General features: G+C 70.4%; 19 protein-coding genes. 13 read left to right on the forward strand and 6 right to left on the reverse strand.

Features of this window, described 5'->3' with window-relative positions; translation table 11 throughout:
• Window positions 1–13: 13 nt before the first annotated feature.
• Together ACGFXC_RS13940 and rpsF are read right to left on the reverse strand one after the other, a co-directional pair.
• On the reverse strand, window positions 14–610 hold the full coding sequence (locus tag ACGFXC_RS13940; RefSeq protein WP_393712530.1) for a single-stranded DNA-binding protein: 597 nt from the start codon (window positions 608–610) through the stop codon (window positions 14–16).
• Window positions 611–682: 72 nt separating this feature from the next.
• Window positions 683–973 carry a 30S ribosomal protein S6 gene (rpsF, locus tag ACGFXC_RS13945; RefSeq protein ID WP_004950685.1) on the reverse strand — a complete coding sequence of 97 codons (291 nt, stop codon included), beginning with the start codon at window positions 971–973 and terminating at the stop codon, window positions 683–685.
• A gap of 253 nt (window positions 974–1,226) precedes the next feature.
• On the opposite strand from rpsF, the gene ACGFXC_RS13950 reads away from it, so the two are divergent.
• The 3 genes from ACGFXC_RS13950 (at window position 1,227) to ACGFXC_RS13960 (ending at window position 3,897) form a co-directional block, all read left to right on the forward strand.
• Window positions 1,227–1,547, forward strand: coding sequence for a hypothetical protein (locus tag ACGFXC_RS13950; protein ID WP_393712532.1), 321 nt, complete (start codon window positions 1,227–1,229; stop codon window positions 1,545–1,547).
• Between the two features lie 132 nt (window positions 1,548–1,679).
• The gene (locus ACGFXC_RS13955) at window positions 1,680–2,798 is read left to right on the forward strand and encodes a lipid II:glycine glycyltransferase FemX (RefSeq protein WP_393712533.1); all 1,119 of its coding nucleotides are present in this window, start codon (window positions 1,680–1,682) and stop codon (window positions 2,796–2,798) included.
• Between the two features lie 67 nt (window positions 2,799–2,865).
• Complete coding sequence (locus tag ACGFXC_RS13960) at window positions 2,866–3,897, forward strand: alanine racemase (protein ID WP_393712535.1); 1,032 nt, start codon at window positions 2,866–2,868, stop codon at window positions 3,895–3,897.
• A 12-nt stretch (window positions 3,898–3,909) separates the two neighbouring features.
• Here the strand turns inward: ACGFXC_RS13960 and ACGFXC_RS13965 are convergent, their stop codons facing one another.
• Both ACGFXC_RS13965 and ACGFXC_RS13970 read right to left on the reverse strand, forming a co-directional pair.
• On the reverse strand, window positions 3,910–5,394 hold the full coding sequence (locus tag ACGFXC_RS13965) for a glycosyltransferase family 87 protein (protein ID WP_393712537.1): 1,485 nt from the start codon (window positions 5,392–5,394) through the stop codon (window positions 3,910–3,912).
• Between the two features lie 86 nt (window positions 5,395–5,480).
• A complete protein-coding gene (locus tag ACGFXC_RS13970) occupies window positions 5,481–8,138 on the reverse strand; it encodes a transglycosylase domain-containing protein (RefSeq protein WP_393712539.1) in 2,658 nt (885 codons plus the stop codon).
• A gap of 273 nt (window positions 8,139–8,411) precedes the next feature.
• Here ACGFXC_RS13970 and ACGFXC_RS13975 point away from each other — a divergent pair, with 273 nt between their 5' ends.
• The 3 genes from ACGFXC_RS13975 to ACGFXC_RS13985 all read left to right on the forward strand — a co-directional run bounded on the left by ACGFXC_RS13975 (window position 8,412) and on the right by ACGFXC_RS13985 (window position 11,533).
• Entirely contained in the window at window positions 8,412–9,014 is a 603-nt protein-coding gene (locus ACGFXC_RS13975) for a PadR family transcriptional regulator (RefSeq protein WP_351822139.1), read from the forward strand.
• A gap of 50 nt (window positions 9,015–9,064) precedes the next feature.
• Complete coding sequence (locus ACGFXC_RS13980) at window positions 9,065–10,147, forward strand: inositol-3-phosphate synthase (protein WP_351822136.1); 1,083 nt, start codon at window positions 9,065–9,067, stop codon at window positions 10,145–10,147.
• A gap of 105 nt (window positions 10,148–10,252) precedes the next feature.
• Window positions 10,253–11,533 carry an MFS transporter gene (locus tag ACGFXC_RS13985; RefSeq protein WP_393712541.1) on the forward strand — a complete coding sequence of 427 codons (1,281 nt, stop codon included), beginning with the start codon at window positions 10,253–10,255 and terminating at the stop codon, window positions 11,531–11,533.
• 66 nt (window positions 11,534–11,599) lie between these two features.
• Here ACGFXC_RS13985 and ACGFXC_RS13990 read toward each other — a convergent pair whose 3' ends face one another.
• Window positions 11,600–13,042, reverse strand: a complete 1,443-nt coding sequence (locus tag ACGFXC_RS13990; protein ID WP_393712543.1) for a CCA tRNA nucleotidyltransferase — start codon at window positions 13,040–13,042, stop codon at window positions 11,600–11,602.
• A gap of 183 nt (window positions 13,043–13,225) precedes the next feature.
• On the opposite strand from ACGFXC_RS13990, the gene ACGFXC_RS13995 reads away from it, so the two are divergent.
• The 7 genes from ACGFXC_RS13995 (at window position 13,226) to trxA (ending at window position 22,734) form a co-directional block, all read left to right on the forward strand.
• Window positions 13,226–15,493 carry a DUF6049 family protein gene (locus ACGFXC_RS13995; RefSeq protein WP_393712545.1) on the forward strand — a complete coding sequence of 756 codons (2,268 nt, stop codon included), beginning with the start codon at window positions 13,226–13,228 and terminating at the stop codon, window positions 15,491–15,493.
• A 46-nt stretch (window positions 15,494–15,539) separates the two neighbouring features.
• Window positions 15,540–17,717 carry a murein biosynthesis integral membrane protein MurJ gene (murJ, locus tag ACGFXC_RS14000; RefSeq protein WP_393712547.1) on the forward strand — a complete coding sequence of 726 codons (2,178 nt, stop codon included), beginning with the start codon at window positions 15,540–15,542 and terminating at the stop codon, window positions 17,715–17,717.
• A 126-nt stretch (window positions 17,718–17,843) separates the two neighbouring features.
• Window positions 17,844–19,565: a protein kinase family protein gene (locus tag ACGFXC_RS14005; protein ID WP_393712548.1), complete on the forward strand. Its 1,722-nt coding sequence runs from the start codon at window positions 17,844–17,846 to the stop codon at window positions 19,563–19,565.
• Between the two features lie 25 nt (window positions 19,566–19,590).
• Window positions 19,591–20,301 (forward strand): RNA polymerase sigma factor SigM, encoded by a 711-nt coding sequence (gene sigM, locus ACGFXC_RS14010; RefSeq protein WP_393712550.1) that lies wholly within the window; start codon window positions 19,591–19,593, stop codon window positions 20,299–20,301.
• Window positions 20,298–21,236 (forward strand): hypothetical protein, encoded by a 939-nt coding sequence (locus tag ACGFXC_RS14015; protein ID WP_393712551.1) that lies wholly within the window; start codon window positions 20,298–20,300, stop codon window positions 21,234–21,236. The genes sigM and ACGFXC_RS14015 overlap by 4 nt, the downstream gene beginning before the upstream one ends.
• A 146-nt stretch (window positions 21,237–21,382) precedes the next feature.
• Window positions 21,383–22,348 carry a thioredoxin-disulfide reductase gene (trxB, locus tag ACGFXC_RS14020; protein WP_393712552.1) on the forward strand — a complete coding sequence of 322 codons (966 nt, stop codon included), beginning with the start codon at window positions 21,383–21,385 and terminating at the stop codon, window positions 22,346–22,348.
• Between the two features lie 50 nt (window positions 22,349–22,398).
• Window positions 22,399–22,734 (forward strand): thioredoxin, encoded by a 336-nt coding sequence (gene trxA / locus ACGFXC_RS14025; protein ID WP_030225203.1) that lies wholly within the window; start codon window positions 22,399–22,401, stop codon window positions 22,732–22,734.
• A 74-nt stretch (window positions 22,735–22,808) separates the two neighbouring features.
• On the opposite strand, the gene ACGFXC_RS14030 is transcribed toward trxA, so the two are convergent.
• The gene (locus tag ACGFXC_RS14030) at window positions 22,809–23,432 is read right to left on the reverse strand and encodes a GNAT family N-acetyltransferase (protein ID WP_351822105.1); all 624 of its coding nucleotides are present in this window, start codon (window positions 23,430–23,432) and stop codon (window positions 22,809–22,811) included.
• Between the last annotated feature and the right edge of the window lie 59 nt (window positions 23,433–23,491).

The following is a 23,491-nucleotide window of genomic DNA, read 5'->3' on the forward strand; positions in this document are numbered from 1 at the left end:
GGTGCGAGCTGCCTTAGAAGGGCGGCTCGTCCGAGTAGCCACCGCCGGAGCCGCCGGAGCTTCCGCCCCAGCCGCCACCGCCGCCGCCCTGCTGCTGCTGGCCGCCGGCCGGCGCACTGGACGCCCACGGGTCGTCGGAGGGAGCTCCGCCGCCCTGGGGGGCGCCGCCACCGGGGGCTCCGCCCCAGTTGCCACCGCCGCCGCCCTGCTGCTGACCGCCGCCGTATCCACCCTGGCCACCGCGACCCGTGGTCTTGGTGACCTTGGACGTGGCGTTCTTCAGGCTGGGGCCGACTTCCTCGACGTCCAGCTCGTAGACCGTGCGCTTGACACCCTCACGGTCTTCGTACGACCGCTGCTTCAGCCGGCCCTGCACGATGACGCGCATGCCTCGCTGGAGCGACTCGGCGACGTTCTCCGCCGCCTGGCGCCAGACCGAGCAGGTCAGGAACAGGCTTTCGCCGTCCTTCCACTCATTGGTCTGCTTGTCGAAGGTGCGGGGAGTGGACGCGACACGGAACTTCGCGACCGCCGCACCCGAGGGGGTGAAGCGCAGCTCGGGGTCGTCGACGAGATTGCCGACGACCGTGATGACGGTCTCGCCTGCCATGGATGAACCTCTCGGCGGGGATTGCTGCTGGGCTGCTGTGCTACTCGGTCCCGATTACCGCTGAACCGAAGTTCAGTGGGTCTCGGGGCGAAGGACCTTGGTCCGGAGAACCGACTCGTTCAGGTTCATCTGTCGGTCAAGCTCCTTGACGACCGCAGGCTCGGCCTGGAGGTCGATGACCGAGTAGATGCCCTCGGGCTTCTTCTTGATCTCGTAAGCGAGACGACGACGGCCCCAGGTGTCGACCTTCTCGACCTTTCCGTTGCCCTCACGGACGACGGAGAGGAAGTTCTCGATCAGCGGGGAGACAGCGCGCTCCTCGAGATCGGGGTCGAGGATGACCATCACTTCGTAGTGACGCATGTGGAACCCACCTCCTTTGGACTCAGCGGCCACGGTCGTTCCGTGGCAGGAGGGTCGTGATGCGTGACGCACGGCGTCCGAGAGCAGACACCGCGCAGACCGTACAGACTACCCCGTCGACTCCTTCCGGTTGAAATCCGGCAGGAGAGGGCCACAATCTGTAAGCACCGGGTGTGCTCGGTGCTATGTCCTCCGGCTCCCGCCGGGGGCGGCCCCGCAGCACCGCTCTGCTGCAGCCAGGAGGTGCCTTCCGATGGCACAGGCAATGCGTCGCCAGTCCTCCCAGTCGATCTCGCTGTTCTCCACCGACGGCAAGCCCCACCCGCTCCAGGACACCCTGATGGCGGTCACCCTCGTCCTCGGCGCCGTGGCGTTCGTCACTGCGTTCTTCCACAATCTGCACCTGCTCAGCTCGTGGACGGGGCTGGTCGGCATCGCGACCGGGCTCTACGGCCAGTTCATCTCGGTCACGACACGCGAGCGCTTCGCACTGATCATCGGCCTTGGCGCGTCTGCCATCGGCTTCTTCCTCGGCATGGCGCACGGAGGCCTCTTCGGCGGCTGGCTGGGCTGACCGGGGGACCTCCGCGACGGGGCGCCGGCCTGACACCGGCCGGGGCTCCGGCCCGTCCCCCATAAGGGTGGCGCCCCCGTCGCAGTAGGCTTCGCGCCATAGCCAGCGAAGCCGCCGGAGGAGACACCCCGCATGAGCCTGTCCCTGAGCACCATCAGCCGAGAGCAGCATCTGGCCTACCTCCAGAGCCTGCCCTCGGCTAGCCACTGCCAGGTCCCGGCATGGGCCGACGTCAAGAACGAGTGGCGCTCGGAGAACCTCGGCTGGTTCAACCAGTCCGGCGAACTCGTCGGTGCCGCTCTCGTGTTGTACCGGCAGCTGCCCAAGGTGAAGCGCTACCTCGCGTACCTCCCCGAGGGCCCGGTCATCAACTGGTACGCCCCGAACCTGGAGGAGTGGCTCCAGCCGATGCTGGCGCACCTGAAGAACCAGGGCGCCTTCACCGTGAAGATGGGCCCGCCCGTCGTCATCCGCCGCTGGAACTCCGCCGCCATCAAGGCCGGCATCCAGGACCCGGACGTCAAGCGCCTGCGGGACGTGGAGGCTTCGGTCATCGAGCCCCGCGCCTTCGAGGTGTCCGACAAGCTGCGCCGCATGGGCTGGCAGCAGGCCGAGGACGGCGGCGCCGGCTTCGGCGACGTCCAGCCGCGCTACGTCTTCCAGGTGCCGCTGGCGAACCGTTCGCTGGACGACGTCCTCAAGGGCTTCAACCAGCTGTGGCGCCGCAACATCAAGAAGGCCGAGAAGGCCGGCGTCGAGGTCGTCCAGGGCGGCTACGACGACCTGCCGACCTGGCAGTACCTGTACGAGATCACGGCCGAGCGCGACAAGTTCCGCCCGCGCCCGCTCAGCTACTTCCAGCGCCAGTGGACGGCCCTCAACTCCGAGGACCCCAACCGCATGCGCCTGTACATCGCCCAGCACGAGGGCGAGCCGCTGGCCGCCGCCACGATGCTCACCGTCGGGCAGCACGTCTGGTACTCGTACGGCGCCTCCGCCAACCACAAGCGCGAGGTCCGGCCCTCGAACGCGATGCAGTGGCGCATGCTGCGCGACTCGTACGCGCTCGGCGCGAGCGTCTACGACCTGCGCGGCATCAGCGACACGCTGGACGAGAACGACCACCTGTTCGGCCTGATCCAGTTCAAGGTCGGCACGGGCGGCGAGGCGGTCGAGTACGTCGGCGAGTGGGACTTCCCGCTCAACAAGGTGCTGCACAAGGCGCTCGACATCTACATGTCCCGCCGCTGACCCCGCCCCACCCCCGCACATCGCACCGCTGCACCAAGCAGCTTTCCCAGAGAGGCTCCGGACGGGCATGGCGCTCACGCTCTACGTCGACACCGCGCGCTGGCGTGCGCACCAGAAGCAGATCACCGATCAGTTCCCCGGACTGATCCCGGTCTGCAAGGGCAACGGCTACGGCTTCGGCCACGAGCGGCTGTGCGAGGAGGCGACCCGGATGGGCGCCGACATCCTGGCCGTCGGAACCACGTACGAGGCCGCGAAGATCAAGGACTGGTTCGGCGGCGACCTGCTGGTCCTGACCCCGTTCCGGCGGGGTGAGGAGCCGGTGCCGCTGCCTGACCGCGTCATCCGCTCGGTCTCCTCGGTGGACGGGGTGCGCGGCCTGGTCGGCGCCCGCGTGGTCATCGAGTGCATGAGCTCGATGCGCCGTCACGGCATCTCCGAGCAGGACCTGGGCCTGCTCCAGTCGGCGATCGAGGACGTGCGGCTGGAGGGCTTCGCCCTGCACCTGCCCCTGGACCGCCCCGACGGCTCGGACGCCGTCGAGGAGGTCATCGCCTGGATGGACCGGCTGCGCGCGGCCCGGCTGCCGCTGCACACCATGTTCGTCAGCCACCTGCGGGCCGAGGAGCTGGCGCGGCTCCAGCAGCAGTTCCCGCAGACCCGCTTCCGGGCCCGGATCGGCACCCGGCTGTGGCTGGGCGACCACGACGCGACCCAGTACCGGGGTGCCGTCCTGGACGTCACGCGGGTCGCCAAGGGCGACCGCTTCGGCTACCGCCAGCAGAAGGCCGCCTCCGACGGCTGGCTGGTCGTCGTCGCGGGCGGTACCTCGCACGGGGTGGGCCTGGAGGCCCCGAAGGCCCTGCACGGCGTCATGCCGCGCGCCAAGGGCGTCGCCCGCGCCGGTCTGGCCACGGTCAACCGCAACCTGTCGCCCTTCGTGTGGGCGGGCAAGCAGCGCTGGTTCGCGGAGCCGCCGCACATGCAGGTGTCGATCCTGTTCGTGCCCTCGGACGCGACCGAACCCCGTGTGGGCGACGAGCTGGTGGCGCACCTGCGGCACACCACCACCCAGTTCGACCGGGTGCTCGACGCCTGAGCACCCCCTCGGTCAGTGCCGGGGATCCGTTCCCCAGTCGACCCGCTGTCCCTCCGAAGGCGCCGCGTACCGCGGCGCCTTCGCCTTGTCCGAGAGCGTGAACACGTCCTCGGCCCCGTCCAGTACGCCTCCGGAGGGGTCGTCCGAGCCGTCGCGGCGCACGACGTCCCGCTCCGGCAGCAGGACGTCCCGTACGACGACGGCACACAGGTAGAGCGTGGCCAGCAGGTGCGCGGCGATGGCCACCTGGTAGCCCTCCACCGGCAGACCCTGGTGCTTGTCGCCGCTGGTCGTGTAGGCCAGGTAGAACCAGATGCCGAGGAAGTACGCGATCTCGCCGGCCTGCCAGATCAGGAAGTCCCGCCAACGCGGCCGGGCCAGTGCGGCCAGCGGGATGAGCCACAGCACGTACTGCGGCGAGTAGACCTTGTTCGCCAGGATGAACGCGGCGACGACCAGGAAGGCGAGCTGGGCGAAGCGGGGCCGCCTGGGGGCCGTCAGCGCGAGCAGTCCGATGGCCAGGCACAGCAGCAGGGTCAGCCCGGTCGCGTACGCGTTGGCCCCCTCCAGGGGGTTGCCGGTGCGCTGGGAGATCAGCAGCCACACGGAGCCGAAGTCGATGGGCCGCTCCTGGCTGAAGACGTAGAACCGCTTCCAGCCGTCCCAGGCGAGGAACATGACCGGGGCGTTCACCACCAGCCAGGAGACGACGGCGCCCAGGGCCGCGGCGCCGAACGCCCGCCACTTCCCGGCCCGCCAGCACAGTACGAACAGCACCCCGAGCAGCAGCACCGGATAGAGCTTGGCCGCGGTCGCCAGGCCGATGAAGATACCGGCGAGCAGGGGACGGCTGCGCGCCCACATCAGCATCGCGACGGCGGCCAGGGCGACGGCGGGCAGGTCCCAGTTGATGGTCGCGTTGAGCGCGAGGGCCGGGGCCAGGGCGAACAGCAGGGCGTCCCAGGGGCGCCGGCGGTGGGTGCGGGCCACGCACACGGCGATGACGGCGGCGCAGGCCATCAGCATGCCGGCGTTGACCATCCAGTACAGCTGCTCGCGGTGCTGCATGCTCCCGGAGGAGGGCGTCAGCCAGGCCGCGACCTGCATAAAGGCCCCGGTGAGCACCGGGTACTCCAGGTACTGCATGCCGCCGTACTTAGGGTCGGCCGCGATGTCGGGGAAGCGGTCGAGGTAGGGCACGAGGCCGTCGGCGAAGCCGCGCGCGGAGTACAGGTGGGGGATGTCGGAGTAGCAGGCGTGGGTGTACTGCGAGCCCGCTCCCCGGAACCACGCCCAGTCGTAGCAGGGCACCTTCTGCGCCATGCCGAGCGCGAACATGCCGATGGCCACGAGGACCACGACGCGGACCGGGTTCAGCCAGTGGCCGCCCAGCCGGGCACGGCGGCCGATGGGGCCGCCGATGAGCTCGCTGCCGGCGGCGGAGACCTCGTCCTGCTGGGTGGGCAGTACGGGCCGGTCCTCGTGCACCTTGGTCATGCGCTCATCCTGCCGTACGCGGCCGGACGCGCGGGAGGGCCGCCGCACGGGGTGCGACGGCCCTCACCGGTACGGGGCGGGCGGGATCAGCCTCCGGTGCCCATGGTGGTGCCCCAGTTGGTCGTCCCGCCGGGCCTGCCCGGCCTGCCGGTGGGCGGGGAGGCCTCTCCGGTGGTGCCGCCGGCGGGCAGTCCGCCGTTGCCGCCGTTCCCGTTGCCGCCGTTGCCGGCGCCGCCGCGTCCGCCGTTGCCCCCGTTGCCGCCGGTCCCGTTGCCGCCGTTGCCCGCGCCGGCCGCCGTCTCCGGGTCGCAGCTGAAGATCTGCCACGGCTTGCAGGACGGCTTGCCGCCGTCGGACGGGGACGGGGAGACCATCGACGGGGAGGTGGACGGGGAGGTCGAGGGCGAGACCGACGGCGAGGGGGCCGCCGGGGGCGTGGGCTTCGGGGCGCCGGCCGCGTCCGCGACGACGCCGATGTCCTCCGCCTCCGGGAACTCCTTGCTCGGGGTGCCCTTGAGCGCCTCGCGCATGTACTCGGTCCAGATCACGGCCGGGATGTCACCACCGTGGATGGAGTCGACACCGCCCACGTGGTTCATGGAGAGCAGCTTGCGGTCCTTGCCCTTGGCATTGGGGTCGTTGCGAAAGAGGGTCACCGAGGTGGACAGCTGCGGGGTGTAGCCGACGAACCAGGCCGACTTGTTCTGGTCGGTGGTGCCGGTCTTGCCCGCGGCGGGCCGGCCGAGCTTCTTCGCCTTGGTGCCGGTGCCGTTCTCGACGACGTTCTGCAGCACCTTGGTGATGTTGTTCGCGACGGCGTCGTCCATGGCCCGGGACTCCTTCGGGGGCTCGAAGCCGGGCAGGGCCTTGCCCTCCTTCTGGACCGTCTGCACCGAGTAGGGCTCGCGGTGGGTGCCGGAGGCGGCGAAGGTGGCGTACGAGTCGGCCATCCGGATGGCGCTGGGTGTCGAGGTGCCCAGGGCGAAGGAGGCGTTGTCGTTGGCGTCCATCGACTCCGGGAGGATGCCGGTGGACTTCGCGACGTTGCGGACCTTGGTGTGACCGACGTCGAAGACGAGCTGGGCGAACGGCACGTTGATCGACTGGCGCATCGCCTCGTTGAGGGTCACGTAGCCGTGGGCCTCGGGGCTCTCGTTCTTCTGCTGGAAGGGCCTGCCGTTCTCGTTGAGCAGCGGCTTGCCCTCCCGGTTGTTGATCACGGTGAGGTCGTCGGCGTTGTACTTGCTGTCGATCGAGATGCCCGAACCCTTGGAGTTCTGGGTGCCGTACTCGAGGGCGGCGGCCAGGACGTACGGCTTCCAGGTCGAGCCGACCGGGACGCCGGAGGTGTTGGCGTTGTTGGTGAAGTGCTTCTGGTCGAAGCCGGGGCCGCCGTACAGGGCCACGATCGCCCCGGACTTCACGTCCACCGAGGCGGCGCCGAACTGGACGAAGGTGTCGTACTCGGGGCGCTTCTTCTCGTCGAGGAAGTCGTTGCGGGTTTCCTCGACCGCCTTCACGAGCGCGTCGACCTTCGGCTTCTCGAAGGTCGTGCGGATCGTGTAGCCGCCGAGCGCCATCTTCTCGGCGCTGATGTCGCCGGTCTTCATGACGTACGCCTTGGCCACGTCGACGAGGTAGCCGATCTGCCCGGTCAGGCCGCGGCCCTGGGACAGGTCGACCCGCTCGGGGAAGTCCTTGTACTTGTCCCGCTCGGACTGCTCCATCCGCCCGACGGAGACCTCGCGGTCGAGGACCCAGGCCCAGCGCGCGCGGGCCCGCTTCTCGTTGGCCTCGGGGGTCGCGGCGCTGCCGGCGCCGCCGTCGGGGTTGTAGAGGTTGGGGCCCTTGAGCATGGAGGCGAGGAAGGCGCTCTCGGACGGGTTGAGGTCCTTGGCGTCCTTGCCGAAGTAGGCGCGCGCGGCGGCCTGGATGCCGTAGGCGTCGCGGCCGTAGTAGGCGGTGTTCAGGTAGCCCGCGAGGATGGTGTCCTTGCGCTCGGACACGCCCAGCTTGATCGAGATGAAGAGCTCGGTGACCTTGCGCTTCAGGGTCTGCTCGGAGTCCAGGTACATGTTCTTCACGTACTGCTGGGTGATCGTCGAGCCGCCCTGGGTGGATCCTCCGGAGGCCATGTTGACCACGGCGCGGGCGATGCCCGTCGGGTCGACGCCCTTGTCCGTCTCGAAGGACTCGTTCTCCGCGGCGATCACGGCGTTCCGCATCGACAGCGGGATCTGGTCGATGGGCACGATCTGGCGGTTCGTGGAGCCGCCCGTCGCCACCATCTGACTGCCGTCGGCCCACTCGTAGACGTTGTTCTCCGCCTTGGCCGCCTTGTTCACGTCGGGCGTTCCCACACTGGCGATGCCGATGCCCGCGCCCGCGACGATGACCGAGAAGAAGCCGAGCGTCGTACCCCCGACCAGCTTCCAGGAGGGGACGAAACGCTTCCAGCCCTCCTTCTCGGCGCGCGGGTAGTTGATGAGCCGGCCGCCCTTGCCCCCCTTGCCTCCCGCGCGGCCGCGGCCCGCGGCTCCCCGCTGGGCGGCCCGGCGGGCGTCCGCCCGGCTGCCGGACGCGGACTGCCCCGCGTACGGTCCGCCGGGCGGGGCGGAGGGCGAGGCGGTGGGCACGTCGTGCCCGGGGCCGGAGCCCCGGCCGGGGCGCTGCTGGGCAGCCCGACGGGAGGCGGCGCGGCCGCCACCTTGGGACTGCGGCGGTTTGCGGCGGTGCTCGCTCATCGAACGACTACTCCTCGGGCAGGCGAGTGGCCTGGAAGCGGCAGGTGATTCCGGTTCCCCCGGAGTCTTGCCCGCACAGACTACGCACGGTCAAAACCCAACCAGTGCCGAAGTTCACCCCAAATCAGGCAACTTGCGTCGTGCGAATTGGTGATGTGACGCCGGTCACCACGTCACCCCTTGTCGATGGGAGCGGCCCGTTCTATCGTCTGGATGTATCGAGCCGATACATCAGCTCGGCATAAACTCAGCGGCGGAGAGAGGAGCAGGCGGATGAGCAGGCGCTCAGGCATCCTCGAGTTCGCCGTCCTCGGCCTGCTTCGCGAATCCCCCATGCACGGCTACGAGCTGCGCAAGCGGCTCAACACCTCGCTGGGGGTCTTCAGGGCGTTCAGCTACGGGACCCTCTATCCCTGCCTCAAGACGCTGGTCGCCAACGGCTGGTTGATCGAGGAGCCGGGCAACGCCCCGGAGGATGCCGTCGCCGCTTCACTCGCAGGGCGCCGGGCAAAGATCGTCTACCGGTTGACGGCCGCGGGCAAGGAGCACTTCGAAGAGCTCCTCTCCCACACCGGCCCCGACACCTGGGAGGACGAGTCCTTCGCCGCCCGCTTCGCCTTCTTCGGCCAGACCGAACGAGAGGTGCGGATGCGCGTGCTGGAGGGCCGGCGCAGCCGGCTGGAGGAGCGTCTGGAAAAGATGCGTGCCTCCCTCACCCGCACGCGGGAGCGCCTCGACGACTACACGCTCGAGCTGCAACGCCACGGAATGGAATCCGTGGAGCGTGAAGTGCGCTGGCTGAACGAGCTCATCGAGAGCGAGCGGGCGGGACGGGATCAGAGACGACCCGGTCCGTCCGACGAAACTGCAAAATGAGGTCTGCAGCTCGCAGACCTCGTTCCGAGAACAAACAGGGAGCAACCGGAATGGGTTCGGTTCGCGTAGCCATCGTCGGCGTGGGCAACTGCGCCGCCTCGCTGGTGCAGGGCGTCGAGTACTACAAGGACGCCGACCCGGCGGCCAAGGTCCCCGGTCTGATGCACGTCCAGTTCGGCGACTACCACGTGCGTGACATCGAGTTCGTCGCCGCGTTCGACGTCGACGCGAAGAAGGTCGGCCTCGACCTCTCGGACGCCATCGGCGCCAGCGAGAACAACACCATCAAGATCTGCGACGTCCCGAACACGGGCGTGACCGTTCAGCGCGGCCACACCCACGACGGCCTGGGCAAGTACTACCGCCAGACCATCGAGGAGTCCGCCGAGGCTCCGGTCGACGTGGTCCAGATCCTCAAGGACCGCCAGGTCGACGTCCTGATCTGCTACCTGCCCGTCGGTTCCGAGGTCGCGGCGAAGTTCTACGCCCAGTGCGCCATCGACGCCAAGGTCGCCTTCGTCAACGCCCTCCCGGTCTTCATCGCCGGCACCAAGGAGTGGGCTGACAAGTTCACCGAGGCCGGTGTCCCGATCGTCGGCGACGACATCAAGTCCCAGGTCGGCGCGACCATCACGCACCGCGTGATGGCGAAGCTGTTCGAGGACCGCGGTGTCCGTCTCGAGCGCACCATGCAGCTCAACGTCGGCGGCAACATGGACTTCAAGAACATGCTCGAGCGCGACCGCCTCGAGTCGAAGAAGATCTCCAAGACGCAGGCCGTCACCTCGCAGATCCCCGACCGTGAGCTCGGCGAGAAGAACGTCCATATCGGCCCGTCCGACTACGTCGCGTGGCTCGACGACCGCAAGTGGGCGTACGTCCGCCTCGAGGGCCGCGCGTTCGGCGACGTCCCGCTGAACCTCGAGTACAAGCTCGAGGTGTGGGACTCCCCGAACTCCGCCGGTGTCATCATCGACGCCCTGCGCGCCGCGAAGATCGCCAAGGACCGCGGCATCGGTGGCCCGATCCTGTCGGCGTCGAGCTACTTCATGAAGTCCCCGCCGGTGCAGTACTTCGACGACGAGGCGTACGCGAACGTCGAGAAGTTCATCAAGGGCGAGGTCGAGCGCTAGCCGAACCAGGCGTCCTCGAGGACAGCTGGTTTTCGACTGTTCTTCCGCCGAGGGTCCCCGGGCAAATGTGTCCGGGGACCCTCGGCGTGTGTGACCCTTGCCCTCATGCCCGTCGTACGTGATCTGCGCGTACTCCTGCGCCTGCGGGACTTCCGCAACCTGCTCGCCGTACGGCTGCTCTCCCAGGCCGCCGACGGGGTCTACCAGGTGGCCCTCGCCACCTACGTGGTCTTCTCGCCGGAGAAGCAGACCTCGGCCGCGGCCATCGCCTCGGCCATGGCCGTGCTGCTGCTGCCCTATTCCGTGATCGGACCCTTCGCCGGAGTGCTGCTGGACCGGTGGCGGCGCCGGCAGGTCTTCCTCTACGGCAACCTGCTGCGGGCCCTCCTCGCCGGTGTGACGGCCGTGCTGATCGTCGCGCACGTGCCCGACTGGCTGTTCTACGCCTCGGCCCTGTCCGTGACCGCCGTGAACCGGTTCGTGCTGGCCGGGCTCGCCGCCTCCCTGCCCCGGGTCGTCGGCGCCGGCCAGCTGGTCACCGCGAACGCCCTCTCACCGACCGCCGGAACCCTGGCGGCGACCGCCGGAGGAGGCCTCGCCTTCCTCGTACGGCTGCTCGTCTCCGACTCGAACGCCCTGGTCGTGCTGGTCGGCGCCGTCTTCTACCTGTGCGCCGCCCTGGCCGCGCTGCGGCTGGCCGCCGGACTCCTCGGGCCCGACCACCCGCCGGGCCGGGTCCATCCCACGGTCGCCCAGGGGGTGGTCCTGACCGTGCGGGGCATGGTCCAGGGCCTGCGGCACCTGGCCGTCCGGCGTGAGGCGGCCCAGGCCCTCACCGCGATGACCCTGATGCGGTTCTGCTACGGGGCCCTCTTCGTGATGCTGCTGATGCTCTGCCGCTACTCCTGGTCGGACGACGAGGCCCACGGGCTGGCGCTGCTGGGCATGGCGATCGGCGTCTCGGGCGCCGGGTTCTTCGCCGCCGCCGTCGTGACCCCCTGGCTCGTCGGCCGCATGGGCACACGGGGGTGGATCGTCGCCTGCGCCGCCGGCGCCGCCGTTCTGGTCCCGGCACTCGGCCTGGCCTTCGCCCCCGGGCCGATGCTCGCCGCCGCGTTCGTCCTGGGCCTCGCCACCCAGGGCGCCAAGATCTCCACCGACACCGTGGTCCAGTCCCAGGTCGACGACGACTTCCGGGGCCGGGTCTTCTCCGTGTACGACGTCCTGGTCAACGTGGCCTTCGTCGGCGCCGCCGCCGTGGCCGCCCTGGTGCTGCCCGCCGACGGCAGGTCGGCCGCGCTGGTCCTGAGCGTGGCCGTCCTCTACGCCGCCACGGCCGCCCTCCTGCACTGGCAGGGGCGACGGGACGCGCGACGTTTCACGTGAAACATCGCGCCATCGCGTGCGCGATGTTTCACGTGAAACATGCCGGACCGGATCTGAGGCCCGGCCTCAGGCCTGGGCGGCCCACCACTCCTTGAGGGCCGCCACCGCCGCGTCGTGGTCCATCGGGCCGTTCTCCAGGCGCAGCTCCAGCAGGAAGGCGTACGCCTTGCCCACCGCCGGGCCCGGGCCGATCTCCAGCACCCGCTGGATCTCGTTGCCGTCCAGGTCCGGGCGGATCGCGTCCAGCTGCTCCTGCTCCTGGAGCTGGGCGATCCGCTCCTCCAGACCGTCATAGGTCCGGGAGAGCGCGTTGGCCTTGCGCTTGTTGCGGGTGGTGCAGTCCGACCGGGTCAGCTTGTGCAGCCGCCCCAGCAGCGGGCCGGCGTCGCGCACGTAGCGCCGCACCGCCGAATCGGTCCACTCCCCGTCCCCGTAGCCGTGGAAGCGAAGGTGCAGCTCCACCAGCCGGGACACGTCCTTGACCATGTCGTTGGAGTACTTCAGCGCGGTCATGCGCTTCTTGGTCATCTTCGCGCCCACCACCTCGTGGTGGTGGAAGGAGACGCGGCCGTCGCTCTCGAACCGGCGGGTCCGGGGCTTGCCGATGTCGTGCAGCAGGGCGGCCAGCCGCAGGACGAGGTCCGGGCCGTCCTCCTCCAGCGCGATGGCCTGCTCCAGCACGATCAGCGAGTGGTCGTACACGTCCTTGTGCCGGTGGTGCTCGTCGCTCTCCAGCCGCAGCGCGGGCAGCTCCGGCAGCACCCGGTCCGCGAGACCGGTGTCCACGAGCAGGCCGAGGCCCTTGCGGGGGTGCGCGGACAGCAGCAGCTTGTTCAGCTCGCCCTGCACCCGCTCCGCCGAGACGATCTCGATCCGGTCGGACATGGCCTTCATGGCCGCGACGACCTCGGGGGCCACTTCGAAGTCCAGCTGGGCGGCGAACCGGGCCGCACGCAGCATGCGCAGCGGATCGTCGGAGAAGGAGTCCTCCGGGGTGCCCGGGGTCCGCAGCACCCCGGCGGCCAGGTCCTCGAGGCCGCCGTGCGGGTCGACGAACTCCTGCTCCGGCAGGGCCAGGGCCATGGCGTTGACCGTGAAGTCGCGCCGGACCAGGTCCTCCTCGATGGAGTCGCCGTAGGAGACCTCGGGCTTGCGCGAGGTGCGGTCGTACGCCTCGGAGCGGTACGTCGTCACCTCGATCTGGAAGCCGTCCTTCTGCGCGCCGACCGTGCCGAAGGCGATGCCGACGTCCCACACCGAGTCGGCCCACGGCCGGATGATCTTCAGCACCGCCTCGGGACGGGCGTCGGTGGTGAAGTCGAGGTCGTTGCCGAGACGCCCGAGCAGCGCGTCGCGGACGGAACCGCCGACCAGGGCGAGGCGGAAACCCGCCTCCTGGAAACGGCGGCCGAGCTCGTCGGCGACAGGGGCGACCCGCAGCAGTTCACTGACCGCTCGGCGCTGCACCTGACTCAGGGCACGGGGGGTGTCTTCATTGGCGTTCGGCACAACAGAAAAGGGTACGTGGCCCGCCCGGCGCGGGCTCCCCCGTTTCCCGGCACCCCCCTGCCCGGGGGTCACGGGCCGCACCGATCATGTGGAGCAAGGCGCGGCACTCGCGCACAGCGCGCCTCGTTACCATGCGTGGACGCAGAAACGACGACCACTGACACTTCGAGGACGGGCGGACGCGTGGCCGAGGCGGCAGACATCCAGGGGGCAGCTCCCTCCCCTGCCCGGCGCCGATGGCTGCGGCGGGCGGTCGTCCTGCTCACCGGAACGCCGGTTCTGGCCGCTCTGATCTACGCCCCCGCGCCACCGGCCCAGGCCGCCGACAGCTCCGTGGACGTCCAGCTGAACGAGGTGTCCCCCAGCGCTCCGGTCAAGAGCGACACGCTGACGATCTCGGGGACGGTGGTCAACAACGGCCGCGAGACGATCAAGGGCGCCCACGTCGGCCTCCGGGTCGGCCCCATGCTCGCCGACCGCTCCTCCATCGGCGAGGTGGCCGACCGCAAGGGCTTCCGGCCCGGCGTGGACCCGGGGGAGATCGACTCCGCCTTCGCCGTGAAGGTCGACTCGCTGCCCTCGAAGGTCGCCCAGCAGTTCACGATCAAGGTGCCGGTCAACAAGCTGGACCTGGGCGCGGACGGCGTCTACCAGCTCGGCGTCTCCCTGTCCGGCACGACCGACAGCCACCCCTCGGAGCAGGTCCTGGGCATCCAGCGGACCTTCCTGCCCTGGCAGCCGGACCCCGCCGCGAAGCGCTCCCCCCTCACCTACGTCTGGCCGCTGGTCTCCAACACCCGCGTCAGCGCGGAGACCGGCTCGGACGAGCTGCAGACCCCCGTCTTCCTCGACGACTCGCTCGCCGCCGAGCTGGCACCGGGCGGCCGCCTGGAGCGCATGGTCTCCCTCGGCAAGGACCTCCCGGTCACCTGGGTCATCGATCCCGACCTGCTCACCACCGTCGACGCCATGACCAAGGGGTACCGGGTCCGCAGCCCCGACCCCGAGGGGAAGCCCGTACCGGGCAGGAACAAGGCCGTGGCCGAGCAGTGGCTGAGCGCCCTGGAGAACGCCGTCCAGGGCAAGAAGGTCGTCGCGCTGCCCTTCGCCGACCCGGACATCGCCTCCCTCGCCCACCACGGCAAAGACGTCTCCGGGACCCTGGGCCAGCTGCGCCCGGCCACGGACAAGGCGAAGCAGGCCGTCGAGACCGTGCTGCACGTCACCCCGTCCACGGACTTCTCGTGGCCGGTGGACGGGGCCATCGACCCGTCGATCGTCAACGTCGCCACCTCGGCCGGCGCGCACAACGTCCTGACCCGCAGTGACAGCCTCCAGGAGACGGGCACCCTCGGCTACACGCCGTCCGCCGCCCGCCCCATCGGCGCCGGCACGACCGCCGTCGTCGCCGATGCCGACCTCTCCACCGCCTTCGAGGGCGACATGGCCCGTGCCGGGGACTCCACCCTGGCCATCCAGCAGTTCCTGGCCCACAGCCTCGCCCTCAACCTGCAGAACAGCGAAGAGCCCCGCAGCTACGTCGTCACGCCCCAGCGCAGGCCCACCGCCAGCCAGGTGGACTCGATGGCCACGGCCCTGCGCGGCCTTCAGGGGGCGCGCTGGACCCAGCCCTCCGACCTGGAGGCGGCCGCCGCCGCCAAGCCCGACCCGGGCGCCGCGACCCAGGTCCCCGGCGCGGGCCAGTACCCGGAGGCGCTGAGCAAGCAGGAACTTCCGGTCTCGGCGTTCGAGCAGATCCGTACGACGCAGAACACCCTCGACCACTTCAAGGTCATCCTCACCGCCCCGGACCGTGTCGAGATCCCCTTCGGGAACACCACGAACCGGGAGATGTCCACCACCTGGCGCGGCCGCGAGGACGACGGCCGCATCTACCGGGACCAGGTCCAGGACTACCTGATCGGACTGGCCGACAAGGTCAAGGTCGTCCCCAAGTCGGACGCCACCCTCTCCGGGCACAGCGCCACCATCCCGGTGAGCGTCCAGAACAGCCTCGTCCAGGACGTCCACAACCTCGTACTGCGCGTGAAGTCCGCCAATCCCACCCGTCTGATGTTCGGCGACAGCGGTGAGGCCGAGCAGGAGGTCACCGTCCAGGGCGGCCACAGCCAGACGGTAAAGTTCACCGCCAACGCCACGGCGAGCGGTCCGGTCGAGGTCACCGCGCGGCTCTTCACCAAGGACGGCGTGCCCTACGGCAAGGAACGCAGGTTCACCGTCGAGGCCACCGAGATCACTCCCACCGTCATGCTCGTCATCGCCGGCGGCGTGCTCCTCCTCGTCCTGGCGGGCATCAAGATGTACGCCAGCCGCAAGCGCGTCGCCGCGCGCGCGGTCAACGGGGAGGACACGCAGCCGAGTGACGTGTCCACGGACACCGGACCGCAAAGCGCCGAGGGGTCCGGCACGGGTGAGACAGTGGACCGTTGAGCGATGCCGTGGCCGTTCGGCCTGGGGACGATGAGGTGGGGTTGCGATGAACGCGCCGTACGACGGTGACCGCGCGCAGGGCACTGGCGGGCCGACGCCCTCCCAGGGCACTGCCCCGGGCACTCCGGTGCCCGGGCAGGTTCCCGCGCCCGCGCCCGCGCCGGACCACGACCCGTATGTCCAGGACGCCTACGACTACGACCCGTACCGGGCGCAGGACCTTTCGGCACAGGACCCCGTCGCCGAGGTCCTCTACGACCGGGCCTCGCACCCCCCGCCGCCGCCGGGCACCTATCAGGAGCCCGGTCCCCTCTACGCGGCCCCGCAGATGCCCTCGCACGGCCCCGATCCGCGCGTCTGGGCCCAGACCCCGCCGCCCGAGCCCGACGGCCCCTCCCGCCATCTGCCGTACGGCGACCACGCGGCGACGACGCAGTTCGTCGGTGTGGACTCGCTCGTGACGAGCGCGACGGACGAGCAGCCCCAGCCCGACGCCTTCACGCACCTCTACCGCGACCAGCAGGCCGCCCCCGGCGCCCCGGCCGAGGAAGCGCCCGTCGCGGCGCCCGCCCCGGCCAAGCCCGCCGGCCGGGCGTCCAGCCTGCTCAAGTCCAGCGCGCTGATGGCGGCCGGCACGATCGTCTCCCGCATCACCGGCTTCGCGCGCACCCTGGTGATCGCCGGCGCCATCGGCGTCGCCTCCCTCAACGACAGCTACCAGGTCGCCAACACCCTGCCGACGATGATCTACGTCCTCGTCGGCGGCGGCGCCCTCAACGCGGTGTTCATCCCCCAGCTCGTCCGCGCCATGAAGAACGACGACGACGGCGGAGAGGCCTACGCCAACCGGCTGCTGACGCTCGTCGTCGTGCTGCTGGGCGCGGTGACCGTCGTCTGCGTCCTCGCCGCACCCCTGTTCATCGGCATGATGTCGCAGAAGATCGCCGACGATCCGCAGCGCCTGGACGTGGCCGTCGCCTTCGCCCACTACTGCCTGCCCACGATGTTCTTCATGGGCGTGCACGTGGTCCTCGGTCAGATCCTCAACGCCCGCGGCCGGTTCGGCGCGATGATGTGGACCCCGGTCCTCAACAACATCATCGTCATCTCCACCTTCGGCGCCTTCATCTGGGCCTTCGGCGGCTTCACGAGCACCGGGGTCACCGAGCAGACCATCACCGCCGAAGGCGTCCGCCTGCTGGGCATCGGCACCCTGCTCGGCCTCGTCGTCCAGTCCCTGGCGATGCTCCCCTACCTGCGCGACGCCGGCTTCAAGATGCGCCTGCGCTTCGACTGGAAGGGCCACGGGCTCGGCAAGGCCGCCGGACTGGCCAAGTGGACGTTCTTCTTCGTCCTCGCCAACCAGATCGGCCTCGTCGTCGTCACCCAGCTCGCCACCTGGGCGGGAGAGGTCGCCGACAGGCAGGGCCACGGCGGTACCGGCATCACCGGCTACAACTACGCCCTGCTGCTGTGGCAGATGCCGCAGGCCATCATCACCGTCTCCGTCATGACCGCGGTCCTGCCGCGCATCTCCCGCTCCGCGCACGACGGGGACGCCGCGGCCGTCCGCGACGACATCTCCTACGGCCTGCGCACCTCCGCGGTCGCGATCGTGCCCTGCGCCTTCGCCTTCCTGGCCCTGGGCGTTCCGATGGCCACCCTGCTGTACGCCAGCACCGGCGCCGACGACGCCACCAACATCGGTTACATCCTGATGGCCTTCGGCCTCGGCCTGATCCCGTACTCCGTCCAGTACGTGGTCCTGCGCGGGTTCTACGCCTACGAGGACACCCGGACCCCCTTCTACAACACCGTCATCGTCGCGGCCGTCAACGCGGGCGTCTCCGCGCTCGCCTTCTTCGTCCTGCCCGCGCGCTGGGCGGTCGTCGGCATGGCCGCCGCCTACGGTCTCGGCTACGCCGTCGGCGTCGGCGTGGCCTGGCGCCGCCTGAAGAAGCGCCTGGGCGGCGACCTGGACGGCGCCCACGTGATGCGGACCTACACCCGCCTGATCGGGGCCTGCGTACCGGCGGCCGCCGTGGCGGGCGGCGTGGCCTACGCCATCACGCACTGGCTGGGCAACAACGCGGCGGGGTCCCTCGCCTCCCTGATCGGTGGCGGCATCGCACTCGGCGCGGTCTTCCTCATCGCCGCGAAGCGGATGAGGATCGAGGAACTCAACTCGATGGTCGGGATGGTCCGCGGACGTCTGGGGCGCTGATGCGGGCGCCCGCTCACGGACCGGACCCCGATCGCGTGTCGTGCGGAGCGCCGGACTGTGGGCACAATTGGCATGGCTTCGCAGACTGGCCGACAGCGCGTAACGGATGGGGAGGCAGGGACGACGGTGGCGGAACGTAGCACGGCTGCCGTCGACGTGGCCGACAACAGCGGCGACGAGCCGCTGGCCGCAGATGCGGCCAAGGCCACGGCCGACGGGGTGGACACCCAGGACGGACGAGCCGCGGACGGATCCATGCCAGAGACGGACGGCGAACGCAGAAGCGCGGCACCGGCGGCCGCACCCGAACTGCACAGCGGACACAAGCTCGCCCGGCGCTACCGGCTCGAGGAGTGCGTCACCCGTCTGGACGGATTCAGCAGCTGGCGCGCGATGGACGAGAAGCTGCGCCGTGCGGTGGGCGTCCACCTCCTGCCCGCCGACCACCCCCGGGCCCGCACCGTACTGGCCGCCGCCCGCTCCTCCGCCCTGCTCGGCGACCCCCGGTTCGTCCAGGTCCTCGACGCCGTGGAGGAGAACGACCTCGTCTACGTCGTCCACGAGTGGCTGCCCGACGCCACGGAGCTCACCGCCATCCTCGCGGCCGGCCCGCTGGAGCCCCACGAGGCCTACCAGCTGGTCAGCCAGGTCTCCCAGGCCATGGCCGCCGCCCACCGAGAGGGTCTGGCCCACCTGCGCCTGACGCCCAGCGCGATACTGCGCACCTCCACGGGCCAGTACCGCATCCGCGGCCTCGCCGTGAACGCCGCCCTGCGCGGCATCACCAGCGAAACCCCGCAGCAGGCCGACACCGAGGCCATCGGCGCGCTCCTGTACGCCGCCCTGACCCAGCGCTGGCCCTACGAGAACGACGCCTACGGCCTCACCGGCCTGCCCAAGGGCGTCGGGCTGATCGCTCCCGACCAGGTCCGCGCCGGTGTCCACCGGGGCCTCGGCGAGCTCGCCATGCGCGCCCTGGCCAACGACGGGGCCACCGCGTCCCGTCAGGAGCCCGCCTGCACCACACCGGAGGAGCTGTCCAAGGCCGTCGCGGCGATGCCGCGCATCAAGCCGCCGGAGCCCGCCTTCACCGCCCCGCCCGAGTACCAGCACACCACGTACCAGCAGGGCAGCTACGGCCGGCCCGCGCCGATCGGCCCGGCCACCGTGCTGTCGCCCCAGCCCGTTCCGCCGCCGCCCCCGCTGCAGAGCCGCACCGGCCGCGCCCTGAAGTGGAGCGTCGCAGCACTGCTCATCGCCGCCCTCGGCCTGGGCAGCTGGCAGCTCGCGGACACCCTGCTGAACCACAGCAAGCAGGGCAGCGGCGACAACACGCGCACCCAGCAGCAGAAGACGGACGACACCCCGGAGAAGAAGGACCCCGTACCGCTCTCCATCAAGGGCGCCGCGGAGTACTACCCGGACGGCAGCCCCCAGAACGCCGACGGGGTCGGCAAGTCGTACGACGGCGACACCTCGACCTACTGGAAGACCAAGAGCTACGACGACGGTCCGAAGCTCCAGATCACCTCCGGCGTGGGGATCATCTACGACCTCGGCGCCGAGCACGACGTCCGCGCCGCCTCGGTCCTGATGAAGTTCGCCGGGGACCACACCACGATGGCCCTGTACGCGGCGGAATCCATGCACCCGAAGAACTCCGTCGGCGACATGAAGAAGATCGCGGACGCGACGACCAAGGACAACGCGGTGGACCTGACCGCCGAAACGCCGGTCAAGACCCGCTACGTGCTCCTGTGGATCACCTCCGTGCCGTACGGCGGATACGCCGACTACAGCAAGGCCGGCTACAAGCAGGGCCTCGCGGATGTGAAGTTCAAGGGCTGACGCACGCCAGGGGAGGGGCCCACCGTTGGACGAAGCCGCGCTCGGGGAACGCAGCGACCAGGAACTCCTGGCGCTGCACGTCGACGGGGACCCCCACGCCTTCGGCGAGCTCGTACGCCGTCACCGCGACCGGCTCTGGGCCGTCGCGCTGCGCACCCTCGGCGACCGGGAGGAGGCCGCCGACGCCGTCCAGGACGCGCTCGTCTCCGCCTACCGGGCCGCCCACACCTTCCGCGGCGACTCCGCCGTGACCACCTGGCTGCACCGGATCACCGTCAACGCCTGCCTGGACCGCGCGCGCAAGGCCGCCTCCCGCCGGACCTCGCCGCTCGACGACACGGAGCGCCTGGAGCGCCTCCTGGAGCCCCACGAGTCGGCCGAGGCCCCCGCGGAGCGCGAGGACCTCCACCGCCAGCTCCTGGCCGCCCTCAGCACCCTCCCGCCCGATCAGCGGGCCGCCCTGGTCCTCGTCGACATGCAGGGCTACCCCGTCGCCGAGGCCGCCCTCGTCCTGGGCGTCCCCACCGGCACCGTGAAGAGCCGCTGTGCCCGCGGCCGGGCGAAACTCCTCCCGCTGCTCACTCATCTGCGCTCGAATGCCGCGGATAACAGCGCCGCGGAGCGGGGAAGGAACCGGACGCCGGGGACACCCGTCCCACCTGCGGCAGACGCCAGGGATTCCGGCTCCAGGGATCCAGACCCAGACGCTGTGAAGGGCGGAGGTGGACGACCGTGACCCCGACGACCGGCACTGCCGGCACGATCCGGCACCCGGAGGTCTCGGAGATCTCCGACCTCACCGAAGGCCTGCTCTCCCCGTCCCGCAGCACCGAGGTCCGCCGCCACATCGGGGCGTGCTCCCTGTGCGCCGACGTACGCGCGTCCCTGGAGGAGATCCGCTCCCTCCTCGGCACGCTCCCGGGCCCGCCGCGGATGCCCTCCGCCGTGGCCGGACGCATCGACGCGGCCCTGGCCGCCGAGGCGCTCCTCGACTCCACCGGCTCGCGGGCCGCCGCCCCCGCCGACCCGCCCCCCGCCGGGACCGGATCCGCGGCCCCGGCCGGTGTTTCACGTGAAACATCCGTGCCCGCGCCCGAGCGGACCGGCGCACTGCGGCCCGCCGGTCACCCGTCCGGGCCAACGGGTCCGGGGCGGCGCCGCGCGCGCCGCAGGATCGCCGTGCTCGCCGGTCTGTCCGGAGCCGCCGCGTGCGTGCTCGGCGTCTACCTGTTCGGCGGGTTCACGGGTACCGGCACTCCCGACGGCGCCACGCACCAGACGTCCAGCGCCGCCCGCTCCCCGGGCGCCGGCGGCTACACGGCCCAGGGCCTCCAGGACTCCGTCCACCGTCTCCTCGCCTCCGCGGGCCAGAACCGCACCAACAAGACCATGGGACTGGACACCGCCCCCGAGCAGGCTCCCTCCGACCGGCAGGCGGCACCGGAGCCCGCACCGGTTCCGCCCTGCGTACTGCGGTCCACCGGCCGCACGGAGGCACCGGTGGCGTCGGAGCGAGGGAACTACGAGGGCGCGCCCGTCTACCTCGTTCTCGTTCCGCATCCGGCGGATGCCTCCTTGGTGGACGCTTACCTCGTCCCCGCCGGCTGCGCGGACGATCTGGCGCAGGCGCCGGGCAAGCCCCTTCTGACCAGCACGTATCCCCGGAACTGAGGCGTACGGCGACAGAACCGGCCGCGCCCCGGCCGGGAGGCGGACAGGTGGGGAATGCGGGCGCCTTAGGATCCGTTGGGTGGGGTGAGAGTCCGCACCGGCCCCCGGTAGGCACCAAGAAGTCCGCAGAGACGAGGAAAGAACCCGTGAGCGACGTACGAAACGTGATCATCATCGGCTCCGGGCCGGCCGGTTACACGGCCGCCCTGTACACCGCACGCGCTTCGCTCAACCCGCTGGTCTTCGAAGGCGCCGTCACCGCCGGTGGCGCGCTCATGAACACCACCGAGGTCGAGAACTTCCCCGGCTTCCAGGACGGGATCATGGGCCCGGACCTCATGGACAACATGCGCGGCCAGGCCGAGCGCTTCGGTGCCGAGCTCGTCCCGGACGACGTCGTCGCCGTGGACCTGACCGGTGAGATCAAGACCGTCACCGACACCGCCGGCACGGTGCACCGCGCCAAGGCCGTCATCGTCACCACCGGCTCCCAGCACCGCAAGCTCGGTCTGCCGAACGAGGACACCCTCTCGGGCCGCGGTGTCTCCTGGTGCGCCACCTGTGACGGGTTCTTCTTCAAGGACCAGGACATCGCCGTGGTCGGCGGCGGGGACACGGCGATGGAAGAGGCGACCTTCCTCTCCCGCTTCGCCAAGTCGGTCACCATCGTCCACCGCCGGGACAGCCTGCGCGCCTCCAAGGCCATGCAGGACCGCGCCTTCGCCGACCCGAAGATCAGCTTCGCCTGGGACAGCGAGGTCGCCGCGATCCACGGCGAGCAGAAGCTCTCCGGCCTCACCCTGCGCAACACCAAGACCGGTGAGACCTCCGAGCTGCCCGTGACCGGCCTCTTCATCGCCGTCGGCCACGACCCGCGCACCGAACTCTTCACCGACCAGCTCGACCTGGACGACGAGGGCTACCTCAAGGTGGACGCCCCCTCGACGCGCACCAACCTCACCGGTGTCTTCGGTGCCGGTGACGTCGTGGACCACACCTACCGTCAGGCGATCACGGCGGCCGGCACCGGCTGCTCCGCCGCCCTGGACGCCGAGCGCTTCCTCGCCGCCCTCGCCGACGCCGAGCACGCGACCGCGACCGCGACCGTCTGATCCACGCTCCACCCCCCGACACCCCACACCCCGATCAAGAGGAGGCCGTTGTGGCTCTCAAGACCGTGACCGACGCCGACTTCGACGCCGAGGTCCTGGCCAGCGACAAGCCCGTCCTGGTGGACTTCTGGGCCGAGTGGTGCGGCCCGTGCCGCCAGATCGCCCCGTCCCTGGAAGCCATCGCGGCCGAGTACGGCGACCAGATCGAGATCGTCAAGCTCAACATCGACCAGAACCCGGCGACGGCCGCCCGCTACGGCGTCATGTCGATCCCGACCCTGAACGTCTACCAGGGCGGCGAGGTCGCGAAGACCATCGTCGGCGCCAAGCCGAAGGCCGCGATCCTGCGCGACCTCTCCGACTTCGTCGAGGTCAAGGCCGTCTGACCCGCACCGTGTTTCACGTGAAACGGGGCCGCCCCTGAAGGGGCGGCCCCGTTTCACGCATCCGGCGTCCTCGCTCACAGCGGACGCAGCACCGGTTCCTTGCGCGCCCGTGCTCCGCCGAGCAGCCGGTCCAGGGCCAGCTCGACGTCTTCCTTCCACGACAGCGTCGTCCGCAACTCCAGTCGCAACCTCGGATGGGCGGGATGCGGGCGCACGGTCTTGAAGCCCACCGCCAGCAGGTGGTCGGCCGGCAGCAGACAGGCGGGCCGCTCCCAGCGCGCGTCGCCGAAGGCCTCGATCGCCTTGAACCCCCGCCGCAGCAGATCCTTCGCGACCGTCTGGACCATCACCCGACCCAGGCCCTGACCCTGGTACCCCGGCATGATCCACGCGGTGATCAGCTGCGCCGCGTCCGAGGAGACCGGACCGGTCGGGAAGGAAGCGGCGCGCGGCACGTAAGCGGGCGGGGCGTAGAGCACGAAACCGACCGGGACCTCGTCCACGTAGACCACCCGGCCACAGGATCCCCAGTCCAGCAGGACAGCGGAGATCCAGGCCTCCTTCTCCTGCTCCGAGGTGCCCGCCTTCACGGCGGCCCCGCCGCTGACGGGATCCAGCTCCCAGAACACACAGCTCCTGCAACGCCTGGGCAGATCCTGGAGGTTGTCCAGCGTGAGCGGTACCAGCCGACGACCCATGACGGCATCGTAACCACTGCACCCTGCATCTTCGAGTGCGGACATCGCCCGAAGAGGCA

This window comes from Streptomyces sp. NPDC048507 (assembly GCF_043199995.1).
Lineage (GTDB): Bacteria > Actinomycetota > Actinomycetes > Streptomycetales > Streptomycetaceae > Streptomyces.